Consider the following 15,861-nt stretch of genomic DNA (forward strand, 5'->3'; position numbering starts at 1 on the left):
ATCTAACCTGAAATGCGCGCCTTCTGTTGTATCATTTTTTTTTGTGCAAGTGTAACTTCTTCTTATCCCCAAGAAGAAAATAGAAGAGAATGGAATAAGGCGGCAAAACAAAAAGTTTTACTTCTCCACCAAAGCGGAAAAGAGGCGGAGAGTCTTCCCTTCTTAGAAGAATACGTCAAAAAAAATCCGAATGAGTTGATCTATAAACTCTATCTGGCTCGTGCACTTTTTTGGAGAGCGGACTTAGAATTGCCCGGTCATTCCGAAGATGTATTTTCCAGAATGGAGAAGGTCCGAAAGATCAGGGACAATTACCTCCGAGCGGCGAGTCTTTTCGAAGAGAATGTAGGCTATTTGGAAAAGGTAAGCCCAAGAGATCCCGATTTAGGAAAGTGGACCTTTTTATGGGCCATGTCTGAGTGGTATGCCGGCAGGGAAGATAGGGCCATCCAGCTATTTAAAAAGTCCTTTAAGCATGATTTTCGTTTGAACCAGGCAAATTATAATATCGCGGCCATTTATGAAAGCCTGGGACAGATACTAGATTCTCAAATTTATTACGGAACCTACTTGAAAAACGAAAAGGAACTGAAAGAAGAGGAGTAATGGCCCGTGTCGAAAGAAGATTTCAGATGCTCCTCACAGAGGAAGAATTCGAATTGTTAAGGACCGAGGCGGAAAAAAGAGACCTCTCCGCTTCCGAACTGCTGCGCTCCTGTTTTAGGAACGAAGTTTTCAAATCGGATTCTTACCAAAGACTAGAAGCATTGAGAGAATTATCCAAAATTTATCCGGAAGCAAAAGTTTGAAATTATTAGTTTCTTCCGATTGTTTTAAGGAATTGGTGCTTGGAAATCCCTCTTCTCGCCGTTCCGTATCGAACGCGATCGAATCACTTACCAAAAAGAATCATATTTTCGTTTTAGCTCTTTCTAGTTTGGACTCCGTTCTTGAAAAAGAATCCGATCCTTTAACAAGAGAGATCATCTGGACCCAATCCAAAAATCTATTCTTGGATTTTCTTCCCATAAGAAAGGAAGAGATCTCGCTTGCGATACGACTTTCTTCTTCTAAAAACTTAGAATGGAAAGAATGGTTGGAGATCGCTACGGCCTCTTTGGCGGATCTGGATGGGATCTTGTGCACAAATCCTAAATGGAAAGAACAGAATCTGGTAAAGATCCTACTCGCTCAGGAAATAGACCTCGACGGGGTCGCTTAAAGGACTCAGTTGGTCCGGTCCGTTCTCAGGATCGTAAACCGCGTTATAAGCGGCAACTTTGAAATAATACGTTAGTCCCTTTTGGAAGAATAAAAGTTTTTTATCGTAAGGGTCCTTACGAGGTTTCGGTCTTTTCTTTTTGGACTTTGGACTTTCATCCTCGTCTTCATTTTCTTCCGGTTTTTCCGCGTTCAAAGAAATAAGCCTATTGTCTATACACTGACAAAGTTTAGGACCGCTCATATCATTACGCTTGGGACAAGTGGGATCATCGCCCAAGATCGGATCCAAATATTCGCTCATCGGATGTTTGGTTTTTCCCTTGGTAGTCAGAACAGGCATTTTTCCTTTTGCCAATTCTTTGCTTGTACCTTTTAATATACCAACCATACGATTCGGACCGACTCCGTAGTGGATTACATAGCCGCCTTTTTGCTGTACGTTCCGTTCCGGGTTTTGGGTCCAACTCAAACAAACGCGAGGACCCTGAGCTTCGGGATCATAATCATCGAAGTTCACTATTTTCAGACCGGCAGGTCTGACAGGAGGAAGGGTTTCTCTATAAGAAAATGTTAATGCTTCTAATTCGGGACTGGACTTGGAACCAGAGTCTGTCTTAAATTTGACCTTTACTTGGTAATATTTAAAATAAGAAAGTTTGTTTCCCCAAACCTTATCAAGAGGAATACGATAGCTGGAAGATTTTCCTTTAGGAGAACTTTCTTCTTCCGTTTCTCTGTATGGATCATCTTCTTTAAATTCTTCTTCTATCTTTCTGAGATCGATCGATTTCCAAGCAGGATATTCTTCCGTTTTGGAAAAAATTTTAGGAGAAGATCTGAAGTATAATTCTAGGACGGAAGATTTAGGGACATTCGCTTTTAGCAATACTGCTTCCGGTATAGAATTCGAAAATTTGGTCTTATAAACCGGAGAAACCGCAGTCCCGAATTTTGCATCCGCAGTAAAAGAAGAAGGATCGTATTTTTGTCCGTCGTATTGAGTGGATAAGACCTCCGGATCCGGACTTCCTTTGGAGACTAAAAAGTCATCCAACCAGCCGTAAAAACTTTCACCGATCTTAAATGGAGTACTGTCTTCCGGATGAAAACCGATACGGATAATAGGTTCTTTAGAGGAAACGGATGCTCTGTCTGTTTCTTTTCCGTTGATATATAATACGATCTCTCTCTGAGCAGGTTTGAAATGGATGATAAAATGGTTCCAGTCAGATCTGGAAAGTCTGGAATTCCCCGCGAGTTTGAGAGATAGATGTGTTTTGTCCGCTTTTTGGAAAAAATTACGAAATTCTAATATTGGTATTTCGTCTTTGATCCTGAGATCCCAGCCGAATTTTTTTCCTCTAGTATATAGGTCCTTAGAGAGCAGGACAGCTTCCTTGTCCAGGTTTCCGGGCAATAAGAAAAAGGAGATATAAAATTCTTCCTTTATATCCGGACTTGTAAGAATTCCTTTTGTTTTTCCGGAAACCTTGATGCCGGATCTTTTACCCACAAAACCTGCTGATCTTTTTCCTGAATGTACTTTTGCTGCATCAGGAAGATAAGAAGAAGTTAATATTCTGTAACCGCCTGCCTTGTCGCTAAGATCGGCGGCTTCCTTTTCTTCGAAATCTAAAAATAGATCGGAACCTTCTTTTCGATCGCGGGGACTTAATTCTAATTTGGGAGCTCCATTCTCCGTACTTCCCAAACGAACATATTTAAGAACGAATGCGCTTAGAGAAAATGAATTGGATTCGGCTGAAATAGGGCCGGAGAAAAAGGAAACAAGACCGACCAAACCTAAGAGATAGACCGGATAAAGGATCTTGTTTCGCATTCTTAAAGGTATTTTTCCGTTTATTAAACGATGGTATCTAACTGACCCACCCTTCTTTCATGACGTCCAGCCTCGAAAGAAGTATTCAGCCATTTCTGAGCGATGCGGGTAGCAAGTTCTTTGCCTAAAACTCTTCCGCCTAATACCAATACGTTTGCATTGTTATGGCGGCGAGACATTTCTGCAGTGAATTCGTCATGGCAAAGAGCAGCTCTGATCCCCTTATGACGGTTTGCTGCGATAGAAGCTCCGATCCCTGTCCCACAAAGTGCGATCAGTCCATCCACTTCTTTAGAGAGTACTTTTTTGCAGGCGTCTGCGATCACCAAGGGATAATCCACAGAAGTCTCGTCCTTTACGCCCAAGTCCAGGATCTCAATCGAGTCCGCTAATTCTTTGCGAAGGAATTCTTTAAGTTCGAATCCGCCGTGATCGGAAGCGATGCCAATTTTTTTCATGTTCTAAAGGTACCGTACCTACGTGAATTCTCCGATTCAAGCAATTTACAGCAAGTATCGGAAAATAAGGAAAAGTTTCCTATTCGAAGAGTCCTTCTTTCAGGAAATCGGGAGCGGTCTGGTAGAATTCCCAATGTTGGAAGAAGAGGGCCATATAGGTGTTTTGGAAAGTGGATAAGGGAAGAAGCTTTTCGGACAAGGATTGAACCTCTGCCTGATGAAGCCTTGTTAAAAGTTCCTTTTTAGACTCTATAAAAGTACGTAGATTTTTCTCTTCGTAAGCGGAGAGCCGGATCGTCTTTTCGTCGGAGAGCAAAAAGTTTTCGTAATAAGAAAACATAAGCTCTTCAGTTTGCCTATGATGAGAATGGTCTGCGAGTAAGGTCTCTTTTTCTTCCTTAGTTAGTCCGGACATACGGATACATTCTAAACTTTGGTACGCGGACTTTGCTTCTTGTAAGGCAAGTTCTTCCGCAATCTTTGTTCTTTCTTCCGGAGAAAGTTTAGAAGTGTAAAATTCCTTTAATTCTTTATGGCTCCCGCCTTGGGATAAACAATGGCCGATTTTTAATTTCGTGGGAAAGAATAAAGGAGAAGCGGATATCTGAAGGATACCCGCGCATATAAGAGTTAGGATCAGAAGAATGTGTTTCATTCTATTTTTCCGGAAGATTTAGGCCTTCTTCTCGAATTCCTTCATGTATTCTACAAGGGCAATCACACCTTCTTTAGGCATAGAATTATAGATGGAGGCTCTTAGGCCGCCGACTAGTCTGTGACCCTCTAATCCGTGAAGTCCTCTTTCTTCTGCTCCTGCTAAAAACTTAGATTCTAAATTTTTGTCATGGAGAGTGAATACGACATTCATTACGGATCTTGAATTCGGTTTTACCGGAGCATTATAGAAGGAAGTGGTTTCCAAATAATCGTATAAAATTTTGGCCTTCTCCTCATTGATCTTTTCGATCTTCTCCACTCCGCCTAGATCCTTTAACCATTCGAATACTAGTTTGGCCATATAGATAGAATATGTAGGAGGAGTATTGTACATGGATCTATTTTTTGCGGTAAGAGCATAATCCATCAATATCGGAACGGTTCTACCGGAACGACCGAGCAGGTCCTTGCGGATGATCAATACACTTAAGCCGGATGGTCCGATATTCTTTTGCGCTCCCGCGAATATCGCACCGAACTTGCTCACATCTATTTTTCTAGAAAGAATTTCGGAAGTCATGTCCGCTATAAGAGGAGCCTTGGTGATAGTAGGAATCGTTGCATAACGAGTTCCTAATAAAGTATTATTAGAAGTGATATATACGTAAGCCGCTCCAGGATTTACCAGGGAGTCATTCAGTTCGGGAGACTCTGTATATTTATGATCCTCTCCATCATAAATTTTTTTGACCGGGTTGAACCTGAGGGCTTCTTCCATTGCCTTCTTTGCCCAGATACCTGTGACCGCGAAATCGGCGGACTCTCCCTCTTTCAGAAGATTTAAGGGCAGGGCGGAGAAGTGAAGGCTTGCTCCTCCGGAAAGAAACATAATTTCGTAATTTTCCGGAACAGATAATAATTCTCTGAGCAAGGAGAGAGATATGTCCAGGACTTCTTCAAAAAGTTTTCCCCTATGACTGTCTTCCATGATGGACATACCGGACTGGCGGTAGTTCAGAAACTCGGAAGCTGCCTTCTCCATGACTGGAGTGGGAAGCATCGCAGGACCTGCGCAAAAATTGTAGATTCGGCGCTCAAATTTGCTCATGAGGTTAGGGTAAAAACCAGGTCTTGGGAGGCAACTTCTTACTGTTCCAACATTCGAGAAGAATTGAAAAATCCTTGGCAGAGTCCTATCTAGAATCGTAAGATAGCCATTCGTCTCACCCAGTTAAGGGGGATTCGTATTTCTAAGGAGTTCCATAATGTCACGGATTCGACTGGCCGTATTTCTAATCTTCTTCGGAAGTTTTAGCTTTCCGATCTTCGCCCAAGAAGGGCCCAAACTTGGAGAAAAGGAAGTTCGTTCTTCCGGAAAAGTGAACTTCGTCAACAGATCTGCTGCAAGAGCGGACGAAGAGACAAAAGGAAGTAATGCAAGAACCGGAGCCGGGTTATCCGAGGCATTAAAAAAAGATCCTAAATCGGCAGCTTCTGCAGATGGGATCACAGCGATCCGAATTCTTCCCGATGAGAAAGAAAAAAAGTTCGGAGCGGATCTGATCAGCATCGGTAAGGACGCGGATTACGGACATATCAACTCCATCCAAAGGATATTATCCGGATATGTGAAAGCAAACTTCGGATATTCGGAAGCAAACTCCGATACATTAGCGACTTATATACTTTATTATAATGCGATCCATCGTAAAGGCGCAGATTATGTTAAACGTAAATACAATACCGAAGTCGTAAAGAACGCACAAAACGATAAGATCGGTATCGGTAGACGTTATACGGAATGGCCTGGAAAAACCCAGATCATTATCCCTATCGTCTTTAACGTTCTTTCCGGTGACGGAAAAGATCTGGATACCGACGAGCTGGAGAAAGAAGTCAATAAGGACCTGGATAAAAAGAAAGAAGGCCAAGACGATAAGAAAAAAATGAACGACCTTCAGAACGAGAAGGCTGAAGAAGAAAAACGTAAACTCCAGGACAAAAAAGAAGAGAATAGAAAAAAACAAGAAGATGCATCTAATAAAGAAAGAGATGCAGAAAGAGAGATCCAGGAACTGAATAAAGATCCTGTTAAGAACAAACAAAAGATCACTCAAAAACAAGAAGAGCGTAAACAGGCCCAACAAGAGCAGCAAAAGGCCAAAAAAGAAGAACAACAATTAAAGGAAAAAGAGAAGGAGATCGCTAAAAAGGAAGAATCTCGTAAATCCGATTCTAAGTCTTCCTCATCTTCTTCCGATTCCAAAAGTTCTTCATCCGGAGACTCTAAAAAATCGGAAGCTAAGTCCGACGACAATAAGTCCAAGGAAGAGATCAAACAAGAACTGAAAGAAACTAAAAAAGAGTTGGAAGCAGTTAAAGAAGAACAAAAGAAAAAAGAAGAATTCGACAAGAACGTTGTCGGAGGAAAAATTTTGTTCCTTAAAACCTTAAAGTACACTTCTGACGGACATTATAGCAATGAGCTGCACGCGTTAGATCCTGCTAAAGATGATACAATTTTCAAAGGTGACTTTAATAAGATCTGCGGACGCACATTCGAAGTAGTGGATGGAAAAGCTCTAGTAGTCGGTTACGAGTCCGATCACTCTGCTGCTCACAAACTCATCCTGATCGATCAAGAAACTTTAAAACCTGCGGTTTGGTCCGGAGACTCGGTATTCTGGCGTTCTCCAATGATCATCAAAGGAGAAGAGATCTATGCCTTTGAAGAAAGGAACGGAAAATATTATTTAAGCCGTTACGACAAAGGATTAAAGAAAACTGCAGGAACCGAGGAAGAGATCAGTCCGAACTCAAACGTTACTTTCTTCGGTGAAAAAATTTACGTTACCGGTAAAGAAGAAGGTTCCGGAAAAACGGAGATCGCAGTATTCAGTAAAGCGGATCTGAAATTGATCAAGAAGATCAAACCTTAAGATCAGCTAGTTGTTAAGAAGAGAAGGCGGGCTTGCATCCGCCTTTTTTATTTCCGGAGAAGGTCCGTTTGTTTTAATTTTTTCTTAAAAGCCAAGCTCCCAAGAATACGGAAACAATTTCAGTAGCCATGCTCAAGTAGATATATTCGTTTCCCGGTCCGTCCAAGAACAGAGTGTATAATCTTGCTACTAACAATCCTCCTGCACTCGCAACGGAAAGAAGAATTGCCTGGGTTTTGAACTCCGGCTTTACTAAACCATAATATACAATCAGCCCGACTCCGAAACATAAACCGGAATACATTGCTCTGAAATCTGCAAGTGCTGCGCTGGAATGGATCGTATATCCGATCGCATTCGCTAATGGAACCGGGAATAGAAGGAAGGCTATCGTAAATCCTGCATACACCGCCAAGTTTAATGCCAGAAAAATTTTAGTGATCCAGCTTATAAGTGAACCGGTTTGATCTGAAAGTGAATGAGTTTGCATCTTTGTCCTCTCGTTTGGGATGAGTAGAAGATACACCGTTTCCTGGGACCGGTCGTCCGGCGTTATAAAGGTTTACACATTTTTCTGTAAGAAATAGGGGTTTTTTGAGTAAGTTTTAAAAATGCCTCATTAAAAGAAGAACGATTATTAAAACCTACTGTCATTGCGATTTCCAAAACGGTTTTATCCGTTTCTGAAAGCAGCCTTTTTGCGTCTTCAATCCTATGATGGTTGATGAGTGCAAAATATCCTTTTCCGATCTTATTATTGATCAGTTCCGAAAACTGATGGGTGGTCAGGGATAATTCTTTTGCGAGCTCTGCCAAAGACAGATCTTCTCTACGATGGATCTTTTCCGACTCGAATAGAAGGTTTAGTTTTTCTAATATAGGATCGATTTTCAGACCGTCTAATCTGGTCCTGGAATATTTTACCTTTGCCAGATCGGAACGGATCGTTTCCGGAAAATCGAAATATTTCCTGCGGATATAATATACAAGTGAGACTGCAAGAGTCACAGTCAAAAGTGCAAGTTTCAAAAAGATAGGATTGAATATCAGTCCGATCATCCCGAAAACGGAAACGATCAAACAATCTAGAGCAAATATCCCGAATAAGATCTTAAATTTCAGTTCGGAGATTTGGGGGAGTATCTTGAAGATCGGAAAAACAAAACTCAGGGCGAAAATCCCCGCACCCAAGTATAAGATCCCTGTTCCTGAAATCGGATCTTGTACTTTCCAATGGATCTCTGCAGAAGGGGATGGGTAAGGTCCGGCATATTCTACCAATCTAAAAAATAAAACGGCTCCCAAACAAATTAAGAATGGAAGGAAGAAGACCGAATGTACCGCTTTATATCTGAAGTCTTCTTCTAAAAAAGCTAGAAGAGCTAAAAACGCAAAAGCAGGCGGAATATATAAAAGAGGAAGATTCCAGAGTTTTAGGTTTAGATCCTGCCCTGCATTCGGATTTAGTACCAAGGATCCGGAGAGCTGCATAAAACCTAAGGAGACCAGAGTAAGAGAAAGTAAAACTTGGAATCTATGTTTTCTGTCGGAAGGAAATTCTCCGATTGCGAGTAAAAACGAAAGAAATCCTCCGAAGAGGATCATCCCGTCTGAAAACCATCCGAGTAACTCAGGCATGGTCTTATTATATTTTAGGAATAGATTAGTCTAATCGAAATTCGAATTAGAAAAATTATCTCATGGAAGTAAGATCTCTATAAGCTCTTACGACTCCATCAGCTAGAGTTTTAGTGAATGTAAGTGCTACTCTTGCTTTTTCAGAAGCGACCATTACTTCGTGAGCATCCACACTATTCGGATCATATACCATTTTTTGAGTGAGTTCGTCCGCTTCTACTTGTAGATCGTTTACGGATTTGAATGCGTTTCTCATTGCTTCTGAAAAACTTTCAGCAACATAGTCCGGAGCAACAGGCTCTTTTACGTCTCCGTAATGACGCTGGTCTTCTATTTTTACGGAAACCTTGTCTCCTTTAGGAGAGAGAGGATAACGAGAATCGGAATATCCTGAGTTATAGGTGTACCAAAGTTTAGAATTAAAATCTACGTTCATTCTTTTCTCCTATTAAGCTCTTCCGATCTCTAAGGCCTTGTTGAACATCGCCTTGGAGCCGTTGATCATCTGGACGTTTGCCTCGTACGATCTGGAGGCAGAGATCATGTCCGTCATTTCGGTGACTATATTTACGTTCGGCATTTCTACATAGCCTTTTTTAGGTCCGATCTGTATCGCGTCGGGGTGAGTAGGATCGTAAGTTAATCTTAAAGGACTCATATCCTTCTCGATTTTCATTACTTTCACACCTTTACCTTCTCCAGGAGAAAGACCAAAAGGATAAACAGGACTTTTCCATTTGGTTCTAAGATTTACAGGAGTTAGGATCACTCTGTCCCTGCGGAAAGGACCGTCTCCATTCGTATTTCTGGTCGTCGTTGCGTTCGCGATATTGTTCCCGATCACATCCATACGGAGTCTTTGAGCGGAAAGTCCGGTTGCTGAGATATTAACTGCGCTAAATAGTCCCATCTTCTTCCTCTAAATCTTAGCTATGTCTCTCTTGAGATTAAGCCAATCTCATCACATTCTTCAAATCGCGGAAGTTCGCATTCAGTCTTTCGACCATCATCATGTATTGCATCTGGGAATTGGAAGCTTCCATCACTTCTTTCTCAGGATCCACGTTATTCCCATCGGCTCTGACCGTGGTCAGATAATCTATGTTTGCCTTAGGCTTTACGGATTTATAATCTAATGGAGTAAAAAAGGAGATATGACGTTCGTCTTCTATCCTGGTTGGGATCGCTTTAGAAGCTTCTATCTTTTCGGACTCCAATGCTCTTTTGATCATGGATTCGAAAAGTACTTCGCTTCTTTTAAAATGGGGAACATCCGCATTTGCGATATTGTCAGCGAGGACTTTTCTTTTCATAGAGGCGGCGTTCATTCCCTTCTCTAGTAAGTCCTGAGTCTTCATGAAATGTGTTTTTTGGAACATAAAGCTCTCCCGTATAAAATTTCGGTTGAATTTCAAAATTCCCAAAGATAAAAAAAGAAATCCGGCCGAAAATTTCTCAGAAAAGGCCAAAAAAGGACTCAAATTGAAAATGGGTGAAAATTCGGAGATTATCGAGATCAAGCCGGAGCTGACTGCCCTTTTTAACGACTATTACGCATTTCGCAATCAGTTGATGGACGCAATCGCCAAAAAACCGGTTAAAATCGTCTTGGATCTGGGCAAAATTCCAGTGATGAATTCCATTTCGATCAGTTCCCTGGTTTGGTTTTGCAAAAACGCCAAGTTAGAAGGGATTGAGATCGATATAAGAGAGATACATCCGGATTTGATGAAAACTTTCGAAGTTCTCAAGATAGACGAATACTTTCAACGAATCTAAAATTTGTAAGGCGGGGTGTTCACACTACCCGAGGCTTATAGACTTAAGGCCGTCGGGAATTCCCTGGACATCCTTACTACGCAGTATAGCTTGGCTTCCATGAAAAAAATTCTTTTTTCCTTAGCGGTCTTATCCTTACTCATAGGCTGTCAACCTCCTCTACAGGAGAGAATCTTAGGGATATGGGAAAGAACTGCCGTTTGTACAGCAGACGGACAGTGTAAAAATTCGGAGCCCGGTAAGGCTCCTAAACTTTCTATTTTCAGACCTGGACTTGCGATCTACGAAAATCCGGAAGATCCGGAAAACCAGCGCAAGATAGAATATGAATTTTATGAAAAAGAAACTAAGTCCAGAGAGCCTGAGCTTATATTTAGGTTTTTGAATCTAGGATTCGATATTCGTTATATCGTGAAAAAAGCGAATAAAGAAACTTTGGAGTTATCCAATCCGGATCTGAACAATACCGAAATTTATAAAAAATTAGGTCCTGCTCCCGAATGATTATTTGTCGGAAGAATATTTCCGTAATCCTCCTAGGTTCTATACTCTTATTCGGAGCCAACCTAGGGTCTAAGGAAACCGAAACTTCCGACGAAAACCAATCCATACTTGCCCCTTCTCCTGAAGGGGAGCTGCCTCTTCCCCCTCAACCCGCAGACCAAAGCGAAGTTTCCAGAAGAAAATACCAGATCCTGGCTTTGAACACTGAGACAATCAATCTATTAAGATCCAATGCTCTCGTTCGGGCCCAAGCGAATATAGAACGTTTGAAAAAATTGGATCCGGACTGTTTGGAATATCATTATCTGAACGGTGCGTATTTGTACGTGATCGGAAGATACCCACAATCCAAAAAAGCGTTATTGAAAGCTGTGGAGATCAATCCAAGTCATGATCCATCTTATTATCTTCTTGGAATGATATTCGTAAGAAGAAGTAAATGGGAATCTTCAGTTCAGTACTTCCAAAAAGCGGTGGAGCTTGCGAATTATAATCCTTTTTATAGATTGAATATGGCTCTGGCTTATTTCGAAACAGGGCAGTATCTAAAAGCAAAAGCGGAAGCGGAGAAGGGAATAGAGCTCAAGCCTAATTATAGGAACTTAAAATTAATATTGCTAAAAGTGAATTTTCTTTTGGGAAATAAAGCGGATGCTCTCGCTCAATGTAAGGAATTCGCGAAAGAAGGTTTTATCCACAGGGAATTTGCTTATATCTATGCTAGACTTGCGATGGATATAGACAAAAATTTCCGTAAGGCCATCAAACTTTATAATCAATTTCCTGATCTTCCTTTTAATGAAAAAAGATTTTTAGCCCACGCATACTTTCATACATCTAATTACAGAGCTTCCGCAAATCTATATTCTATAGTTTCAGGTTCTAAAATATTTTCGGAAGAGGATAGGATCAATTATCTCAGATCTTTGGTGTATATTAAGGATTATAGAAGATTAGAAACTTTTGTAGCTTCTTGGATGTTAGAAGAGCCCGAAAAAAAATTAAAGATCCAAGAGGCGCTGGATACTGCGGAACTTCTGAGAGAGAACGATCCGAAAGTGTATCATATGCTTCCTTCGAGATCTCCTTATAATAACTGATTATTCTGCGACTTCTTCCTTTTTCGTAGGGAATCGTAGTATATAAGTAATCACACATATTCCTATTACTGCCATCCCGATTCGGACCGGCAAAAGAGGAGCAAATATCGCACTAACTGTCATAGTGATCACAATTGTGGAAACGGAAATGACCTTTGCCTTAAGAGGGATCGCTTTATGGATTCTCCAATCTCTGATAAAACTTCCGAAATATTTATTATTCATCAGCCAATTATAGAACTTTTGAGAAGCCCTTGCATAACAAGCAGCGGTTAGAAGTAAGAATGGAGTAGTAGGAAGGACCGGAGTGAAGATCCCGATAATTCCCAGAACTAATGATATGGTCCCTATTATGATCAGCAAATAACGAACGAATCCATATCTATGAAGTTTTACTTCGTGGCTATAATCCTTTTGTTCCGCCAATGGAATACCTCTCGCTTATGTTTCGGGACTTATAATAGTCGCTTCGCTCTTGAAGCCCGGACCTAATTGTTTAAGGTAACCTATGCTTTTGAGCGGACTATAAAAAAGGGAGGCTTAAAGCCTCCCTTTTGCAAGGATCATTTTCTGTATTTTCGGAAAATTCTTATCAGGTATCCTTGAGTGCAGTCACGATTTCCTGGGTGGCTTTTTTACCATCTTGGAAATACATTAAGCAGTTTTCTTGGATGAAGAGCGGGTTAGGAACTCCTGCAAATCCCGGGCTCAAGGAACGTTTGATCACGATAATGGTTTTTGCTTTATCCACATCTAAGATCGGCATTCCAGCGATCGGAGAACCTGGATCCGTTTTTGCCAGAGGATTCACCACGTCGTTTGCACCATTGATAATTACTACGTCTACAGTGTTGAAAGTAGGATTGATCTCATCCATTTCCTTCATTTTGTCGTAAGGAATATCAGCTTCTGCTAATAGAACGTTCATATGACCAGGCATCCTTCCTGCAACCGGATGGATCGCGAATTCAACTTCGATATTTTTATCGGTAAGTTGGTTGTAAAGTTCGCGAACTGCGTGTTGAGCTTGAGCAACTGCCATTCCGTAACCAGGAACGATAACCACTCTTTGCGCCATATCCAATAACATTGCCACTTCTTCTGCGGAGGTAGCTTTTGTTTTTCCTGCGTAAATATCTCCAGTGTCCGCAGATGAAGTAGCGGCTCCCAGTCCTCCGAAAAGAACGTTTGGAAGAGAGCGATTCATCGCCTTACACATGATCTGAGTAAGTAGAATACCGGAAGCTCCTACTAGAGATCCTGAGATGATCAATACATTGTTCCCTAAAACGAATCCAGTAGCAGAAGCAGCAAGTCCTGAATAAGAGTTAAGAAGAGCGATTACCACAGGCATATCCGCTCCACCGATCGGAATTACCAATAAAACTCCGAGGATAGAAGCTACGAGTACGATGTACCAGTACCAGTCGATCTTAGTAGGCTCGGTTACGTTTAAATAACCTAAATAAAGTGAACCGATCAAAAATAAAACTTTTACGATCTGGTCTCCGAAGTAACGAACCGCTTTTTCAGAGATTAAACCTTGTAGTTTTCCGAAAGCGATCAAACTTCCTGTAAGAGTCACAGCTCCGATAATACCGGTTGCCGCAGTGGAGATAGTGAACTGAAGATCCGCAAGTTGTTTAGTGTCATGACCTGGTTGTAGAATTTCCATTAAGGAGTTTCCACCAACTAAGAAGGAAGCAAGTCCTCCAAGTCCGTTCAGAAGCGCCACTAGCTGAGGCATTCCGGTCATCTCTACTTTAAGAGCGATAAAGGTTCCGATTGCAGTTCCAACTAGAAGAGCTGCACCGATGATGATGATATCACTTTGGTTGATGGTTCCGTATTCGAAGAATACTCCTACAACCGCTAGGAACATACCGAATGCTCCGGTAAAGTTTCCTTTTACTGCAGTTTTAGGATGGGAAAGTAACTTTAATCCAATGATAAAAAGGATACTTGAAACTAGATAAATGAGGTTGATATACGCTTTTTCCATTTATGGTTTAATCCTTTTTCTTGAACATTCCCAACATACGGTGAGTTACTACGAACCCTCCGATCACGTTGACGGTTGCCGCAACGATTGCGATAAATCCTAATACTTGAATAATCCAATGATTTGTAGTATGAAGAGTTAAGATCGCTCCGATGACTGTAATCCCCGAAATGGCGTTAGAGCCTGACATAAGAGGGGTATGTAATAAAGGAGGAATACGGTTGATGACCTCGATTCCTACGAACACTGCGATTAAAAATATCGTCAGGTAGCTTACGAACTGTTCCATATTAGCTTCCTATGGACGGCGGCAGGGGAAAATTCCTCAAAACCGATGCCTTAAAATCTGTTCGTTCACTTTTCCGGGACGCCTGCTTCCTGAAAACCCTTTTTTCGAAGCAAGCAGGAGTCGCATTTTCCGCAGGGTTTGCCTCCGACGGGATCATAGCAAGAATGAGTCATAGAAAACGGAACACCTAGTTTAGAACCCAATAACACGATCTCTTTTTTATCTAAGAACTGCAAAGGTGTGCATATCTCGAGAGGATGACCTTCCGATCCGGTTTTCGTTCCTATACGGACCGCGTCCGAATACGCTTTAACAAATTCAGGTCTGCAATCCGGATAACCGGAATAATCCAAAGCATTCACACCGATATAGAGTCTTTGGGCTCCGATACCTTCTGCTAAAGAAACTCCGAAAGATAAGAATAAAATATTCCTACCGGGAACATAAGTGTTTGGGATCTCTGAATGACCCAAAGAATTTTTAGGAACCTTGATCTTCTTTTCAGTAAGAGAAGAACCTTGGAAAAATTCAGGATTCAATTTTTGGATCAGATGAGGAATATCCAAAAGTTTTGTGATCTTTTTGGCGGATTTGAGTTCTTGTTTATGTTTTTGATTATAATCGAAGGAAAGAGCAATAGGAGAATAACCGTCTTGGATTGCCTGGTACAAACAAGTGGTAGAATCTAATCCGCCCGAGAATAAAACGATAGCTTTTGGATTTTTAGAATGAGATTTCGTTCGAACACTGTTCGACTTAGAAGAAGGACCCATCTTTTATTTCTCGGAAGGTCCGTTATAAACGCATGCGCTAGTGCAGGTTTCGTTTAAAGTGATCTTGTGTAAAAGAGAAAGTTGAGGTTTAAGTTTTTTCCACAACCAGATGCTGATATTCTCGCTAGTCGGATTTTCTAGACCTTCTATTTCGTTTAGAAGATAATGATCCAAATAGTTTTCGAGTAAAGGTTTCACAACCTTGCTGACTTCTGCGAAGTCCATCAACCAACCTGTTTTTTCGTCCACCTTACCTTTCAGATGTAATTTGAAACGAAAGCTGTGGCCATGCATTCTTCTACACTTATGACCTTCCGGAACGTTCGGTAAGAAGTGAGCTGCATCGAAACGAAATTCTTTGGTAAGTTCTATTTCTTCCATTTAGATGTTGGACGAATGATCGATTCTGAAAAATGAAAGTCCGGTTTCGTAGCACCGATCCGGAAATACGCGGACCGACCTGCGAAGTCGGTCTTAAAAAAGATCAGGAGCGGATTATTTTTTAACCAGTTCTTTCAGGATTTCCTGTTTTTTCTGGTCCTTCTGAAATTCGTTTAATACCAGCCACTCACGTTTGATTTGTTTCTCGTTAATACCTTTTGCTTCCGCGTATTTTTTGAGAAGTTTAGCTGTTTTTTGGTTCATACCAACCAAAATC

At 41.2% G+C, this 15,861-nt stretch carries 22 protein-coding genes; 7 read left to right on the forward strand and 15 right to left on the reverse strand.

The annotated features are described in order from the left end of the window. Positions 1-12: 12 nt before the first annotated feature. The 3 genes from EHR06_RS01655 to EHR06_RS01665 are packed head-to-tail and all read left to right on the forward strand — an operon-like array spanning position 13 to position 1,222. Positions 13-606, forward strand: a complete 594-nt coding sequence (locus tag EHR06_RS01655; protein ID WP_135755430.1) for a tetratricopeptide repeat protein — start codon at positions 13-15, stop codon at positions 604-606. Beyond that, on the forward strand, positions 606-809 hold the full coding sequence (locus tag EHR06_RS01660; RefSeq protein WP_036089237.1) for a hypothetical protein: 204 nt from the start codon (positions 606-608) through the stop codon (positions 807-809). Before EHR06_RS01655 ends, EHR06_RS01660 begins: the two co-directional genes overlap by 1 nt. Continuing rightward, positions 806-1,222: a hypothetical protein gene (locus tag EHR06_RS01665; protein ID WP_135755431.1), complete on the forward strand. Its 417-nt coding sequence runs from the start codon at positions 806-808 to the stop codon at positions 1,220-1,222. The genes EHR06_RS01660 and EHR06_RS01665 overlap by 4 nt, the downstream gene beginning before the upstream one ends. Here the strand turns inward: EHR06_RS01665 and EHR06_RS01670 are convergent. From EHR06_RS01670 to serC, 4 genes are all read right to left on the reverse strand, one after another. Beyond that, positions 1,184-3,064 (reverse strand): hypothetical protein, encoded by a 1,881-nt coding sequence (locus tag EHR06_RS01670; RefSeq protein WP_135755432.1) that lies wholly within the window; start codon positions 3,062-3,064, stop codon positions 1,184-1,186. The two genes, EHR06_RS01665 and EHR06_RS01670, sit on opposite strands and share 39 nt — an antisense overlap. Positions 3,065-3,087: 23 nt before the next feature. Beyond that, a complete protein-coding gene (rpiB, locus tag EHR06_RS01675; RefSeq protein WP_086447827.1) occupies positions 3,088-3,522 on the reverse strand; it encodes a ribose 5-phosphate isomerase B in 435 nt (144 codons plus the stop codon). A 79-nt stretch (positions 3,523-3,601) separates the two neighbouring features. Next, the gene (locus tag EHR06_RS01680) at positions 3,602-4,177 is read right to left on the reverse strand and encodes a hypothetical protein (protein ID WP_135755433.1); all 576 of its coding nucleotides are present in this window, start codon (positions 4,175-4,177) and stop codon (positions 3,602-3,604) included. An 18-nt stretch (positions 4,178-4,195) separates the two neighbouring features. After that, positions 4,196-5,287 carry a 3-phosphoserine/phosphohydroxythreonine transaminase gene (serC, locus tag EHR06_RS01685; protein ID WP_135755434.1) on the reverse strand — a complete coding sequence of 364 codons (1,092 nt, stop codon included), beginning with the start codon at positions 5,285-5,287 and terminating at the stop codon, positions 4,196-4,198. A gap of 157 nt (positions 5,288-5,444) precedes the next feature. Between serC and EHR06_RS01690 the strand changes: the two genes are divergently transcribed. Next, entirely contained in the window at positions 5,445-7,118 is a 1,674-nt protein-coding gene (locus EHR06_RS01690; RefSeq protein ID WP_135755435.1) for a P83/100 family protein, read from the forward strand. 73 nt (positions 7,119-7,191) lie between these two features. Here the strand turns inward: EHR06_RS01690 and EHR06_RS01695 are convergent, their stop codons facing one another. From EHR06_RS01695 to flgB, 5 genes are all read right to left on the reverse strand, one after another. Next, complete coding sequence (locus tag EHR06_RS01695) at positions 7,192-7,608, reverse strand: DUF4345 family protein (protein WP_208757730.1); 417 nt, start codon at positions 7,606-7,608, stop codon at positions 7,192-7,194. Between the two features lie 62 nt (positions 7,609-7,670). Continuing rightward, a complete protein-coding gene (locus EHR06_RS01700) occupies positions 7,671-8,756 on the reverse strand; it encodes a helix-turn-helix domain-containing protein (RefSeq protein WP_135755437.1) in 1,086 nt (361 codons plus the stop codon). Between the two features lie 55 nt (positions 8,757-8,811). Then, positions 8,812-9,192, reverse strand: coding sequence for a flagellar hook-basal body complex protein FliE (fliE, locus tag EHR06_RS01705; protein WP_020769365.1), 381 nt, complete (start codon positions 9,190-9,192; stop codon positions 8,812-8,814). A 12-nt stretch (positions 9,193-9,204) separates the two neighbouring features. Beyond that, positions 9,205-9,666, reverse strand: coding sequence for a flagellar basal body rod protein FlgC (flgC, locus tag EHR06_RS01710; RefSeq protein WP_008594730.1), 462 nt, complete (start codon positions 9,664-9,666; stop codon positions 9,205-9,207). Between the two features lie 37 nt (positions 9,667-9,703). Continuing rightward, a complete protein-coding gene (gene flgB / locus EHR06_RS01715) occupies positions 9,704-10,135 on the reverse strand; it encodes a flagellar basal body rod protein FlgB (RefSeq protein ID WP_100767186.1) in 432 nt (143 codons plus the stop codon). Between the two features lie 109 nt (positions 10,136-10,244). Here flgB and EHR06_RS01720 point away from each other — a divergent pair, with 109 nt between their 5' ends. The 3 genes from EHR06_RS01720 to EHR06_RS01730 all read left to right on the forward strand — a co-directional run bounded on the left by EHR06_RS01720 (position 10,245) and on the right by EHR06_RS01730 (position 12,139). Beyond that, the gene (locus tag EHR06_RS01720; RefSeq protein WP_036089317.1) at positions 10,245-10,535 is read left to right on the forward strand and encodes an STAS domain-containing protein; all 291 of its coding nucleotides are present in this window, start codon (positions 10,245-10,247) and stop codon (positions 10,533-10,535) included. A gap of 99 nt (positions 10,536-10,634) precedes the next feature. Then, positions 10,635-11,039 carry an LIC10301 family lipoprotein gene (locus EHR06_RS01725; protein WP_244288464.1) on the forward strand — a complete coding sequence of 135 codons (405 nt, stop codon included), beginning with the start codon at positions 10,635-10,637 and terminating at the stop codon, positions 11,037-11,039. After that, the gene (locus EHR06_RS01730; protein WP_135755439.1) at positions 11,036-12,139 is read left to right on the forward strand and encodes a tetratricopeptide repeat protein; all 1,104 of its coding nucleotides are present in this window, start codon (positions 11,036-11,038) and stop codon (positions 12,137-12,139) included. Before EHR06_RS01725 ends, EHR06_RS01730 begins: the two co-directional genes overlap by 4 nt. On the opposite strand, the gene EHR06_RS01735 is transcribed toward EHR06_RS01730, so the two are convergent. The 6 genes from EHR06_RS01735 to EHR06_RS19095 all read right to left on the reverse strand — a co-directional run bounded on the left by EHR06_RS01735 (position 12,140) and on the right by EHR06_RS19095 (position 15,848). Further along, the gene (locus EHR06_RS01735; RefSeq protein ID WP_135755440.1) at positions 12,140-12,565 is read right to left on the reverse strand and encodes a YbaN family protein; all 426 of its coding nucleotides are present in this window, start codon (positions 12,563-12,565) and stop codon (positions 12,140-12,142) included. It abuts the gene before it with no gap. Between the two features lie 166 nt (positions 12,566-12,731). Then, on the reverse strand, positions 12,732-14,141 hold the full coding sequence (locus tag EHR06_RS01740; RefSeq protein WP_135755441.1) for an NAD(P)(+) transhydrogenase (Re/Si-specific) subunit beta: 1,410 nt from the start codon (positions 14,139-14,141) through the stop codon (positions 12,732-12,734). 7 nt (positions 14,142-14,148) lie between these two features. Continuing rightward, a complete protein-coding gene (locus EHR06_RS01745) occupies positions 14,149-14,430 on the reverse strand; it encodes an NAD(P) transhydrogenase subunit alpha part 2 (protein WP_008594681.1) in 282 nt (93 codons plus the stop codon). 65 nt (positions 14,431-14,495) lie between these two features. Continuing rightward, the gene (gene queC, locus EHR06_RS01750; protein ID WP_135755442.1) at positions 14,496-15,203 is read right to left on the reverse strand and encodes a 7-cyano-7-deazaguanine synthase QueC; all 708 of its coding nucleotides are present in this window, start codon (positions 15,201-15,203) and stop codon (positions 14,496-14,498) included. A gap of 3 nt (positions 15,204-15,206) precedes the next feature. Then, positions 15,207-15,584 (reverse strand): 6-carboxytetrahydropterin synthase QueD, encoded by a 378-nt coding sequence (queD, locus tag EHR06_RS01755; protein WP_135628148.1) that lies wholly within the window; start codon positions 15,582-15,584, stop codon positions 15,207-15,209. 114 nt (positions 15,585-15,698) lie between these two features. Beyond that, positions 15,699-15,848, reverse strand: a complete 150-nt coding sequence (locus EHR06_RS19095; protein ID WP_008594055.1) for a hypothetical protein — start codon at positions 15,846-15,848, stop codon at positions 15,699-15,701. Positions 15,849-15,861: the final 13 nt, after the last annotated feature.

Source organism: Leptospira dzoumogneensis (assembly GCF_004770895.1).
GTDB classification, from domain to species: domain Bacteria; phylum Spirochaetota; class Leptospiria; order Leptospirales; family Leptospiraceae; genus Leptospira_B; species Leptospira_B dzoumogneensis.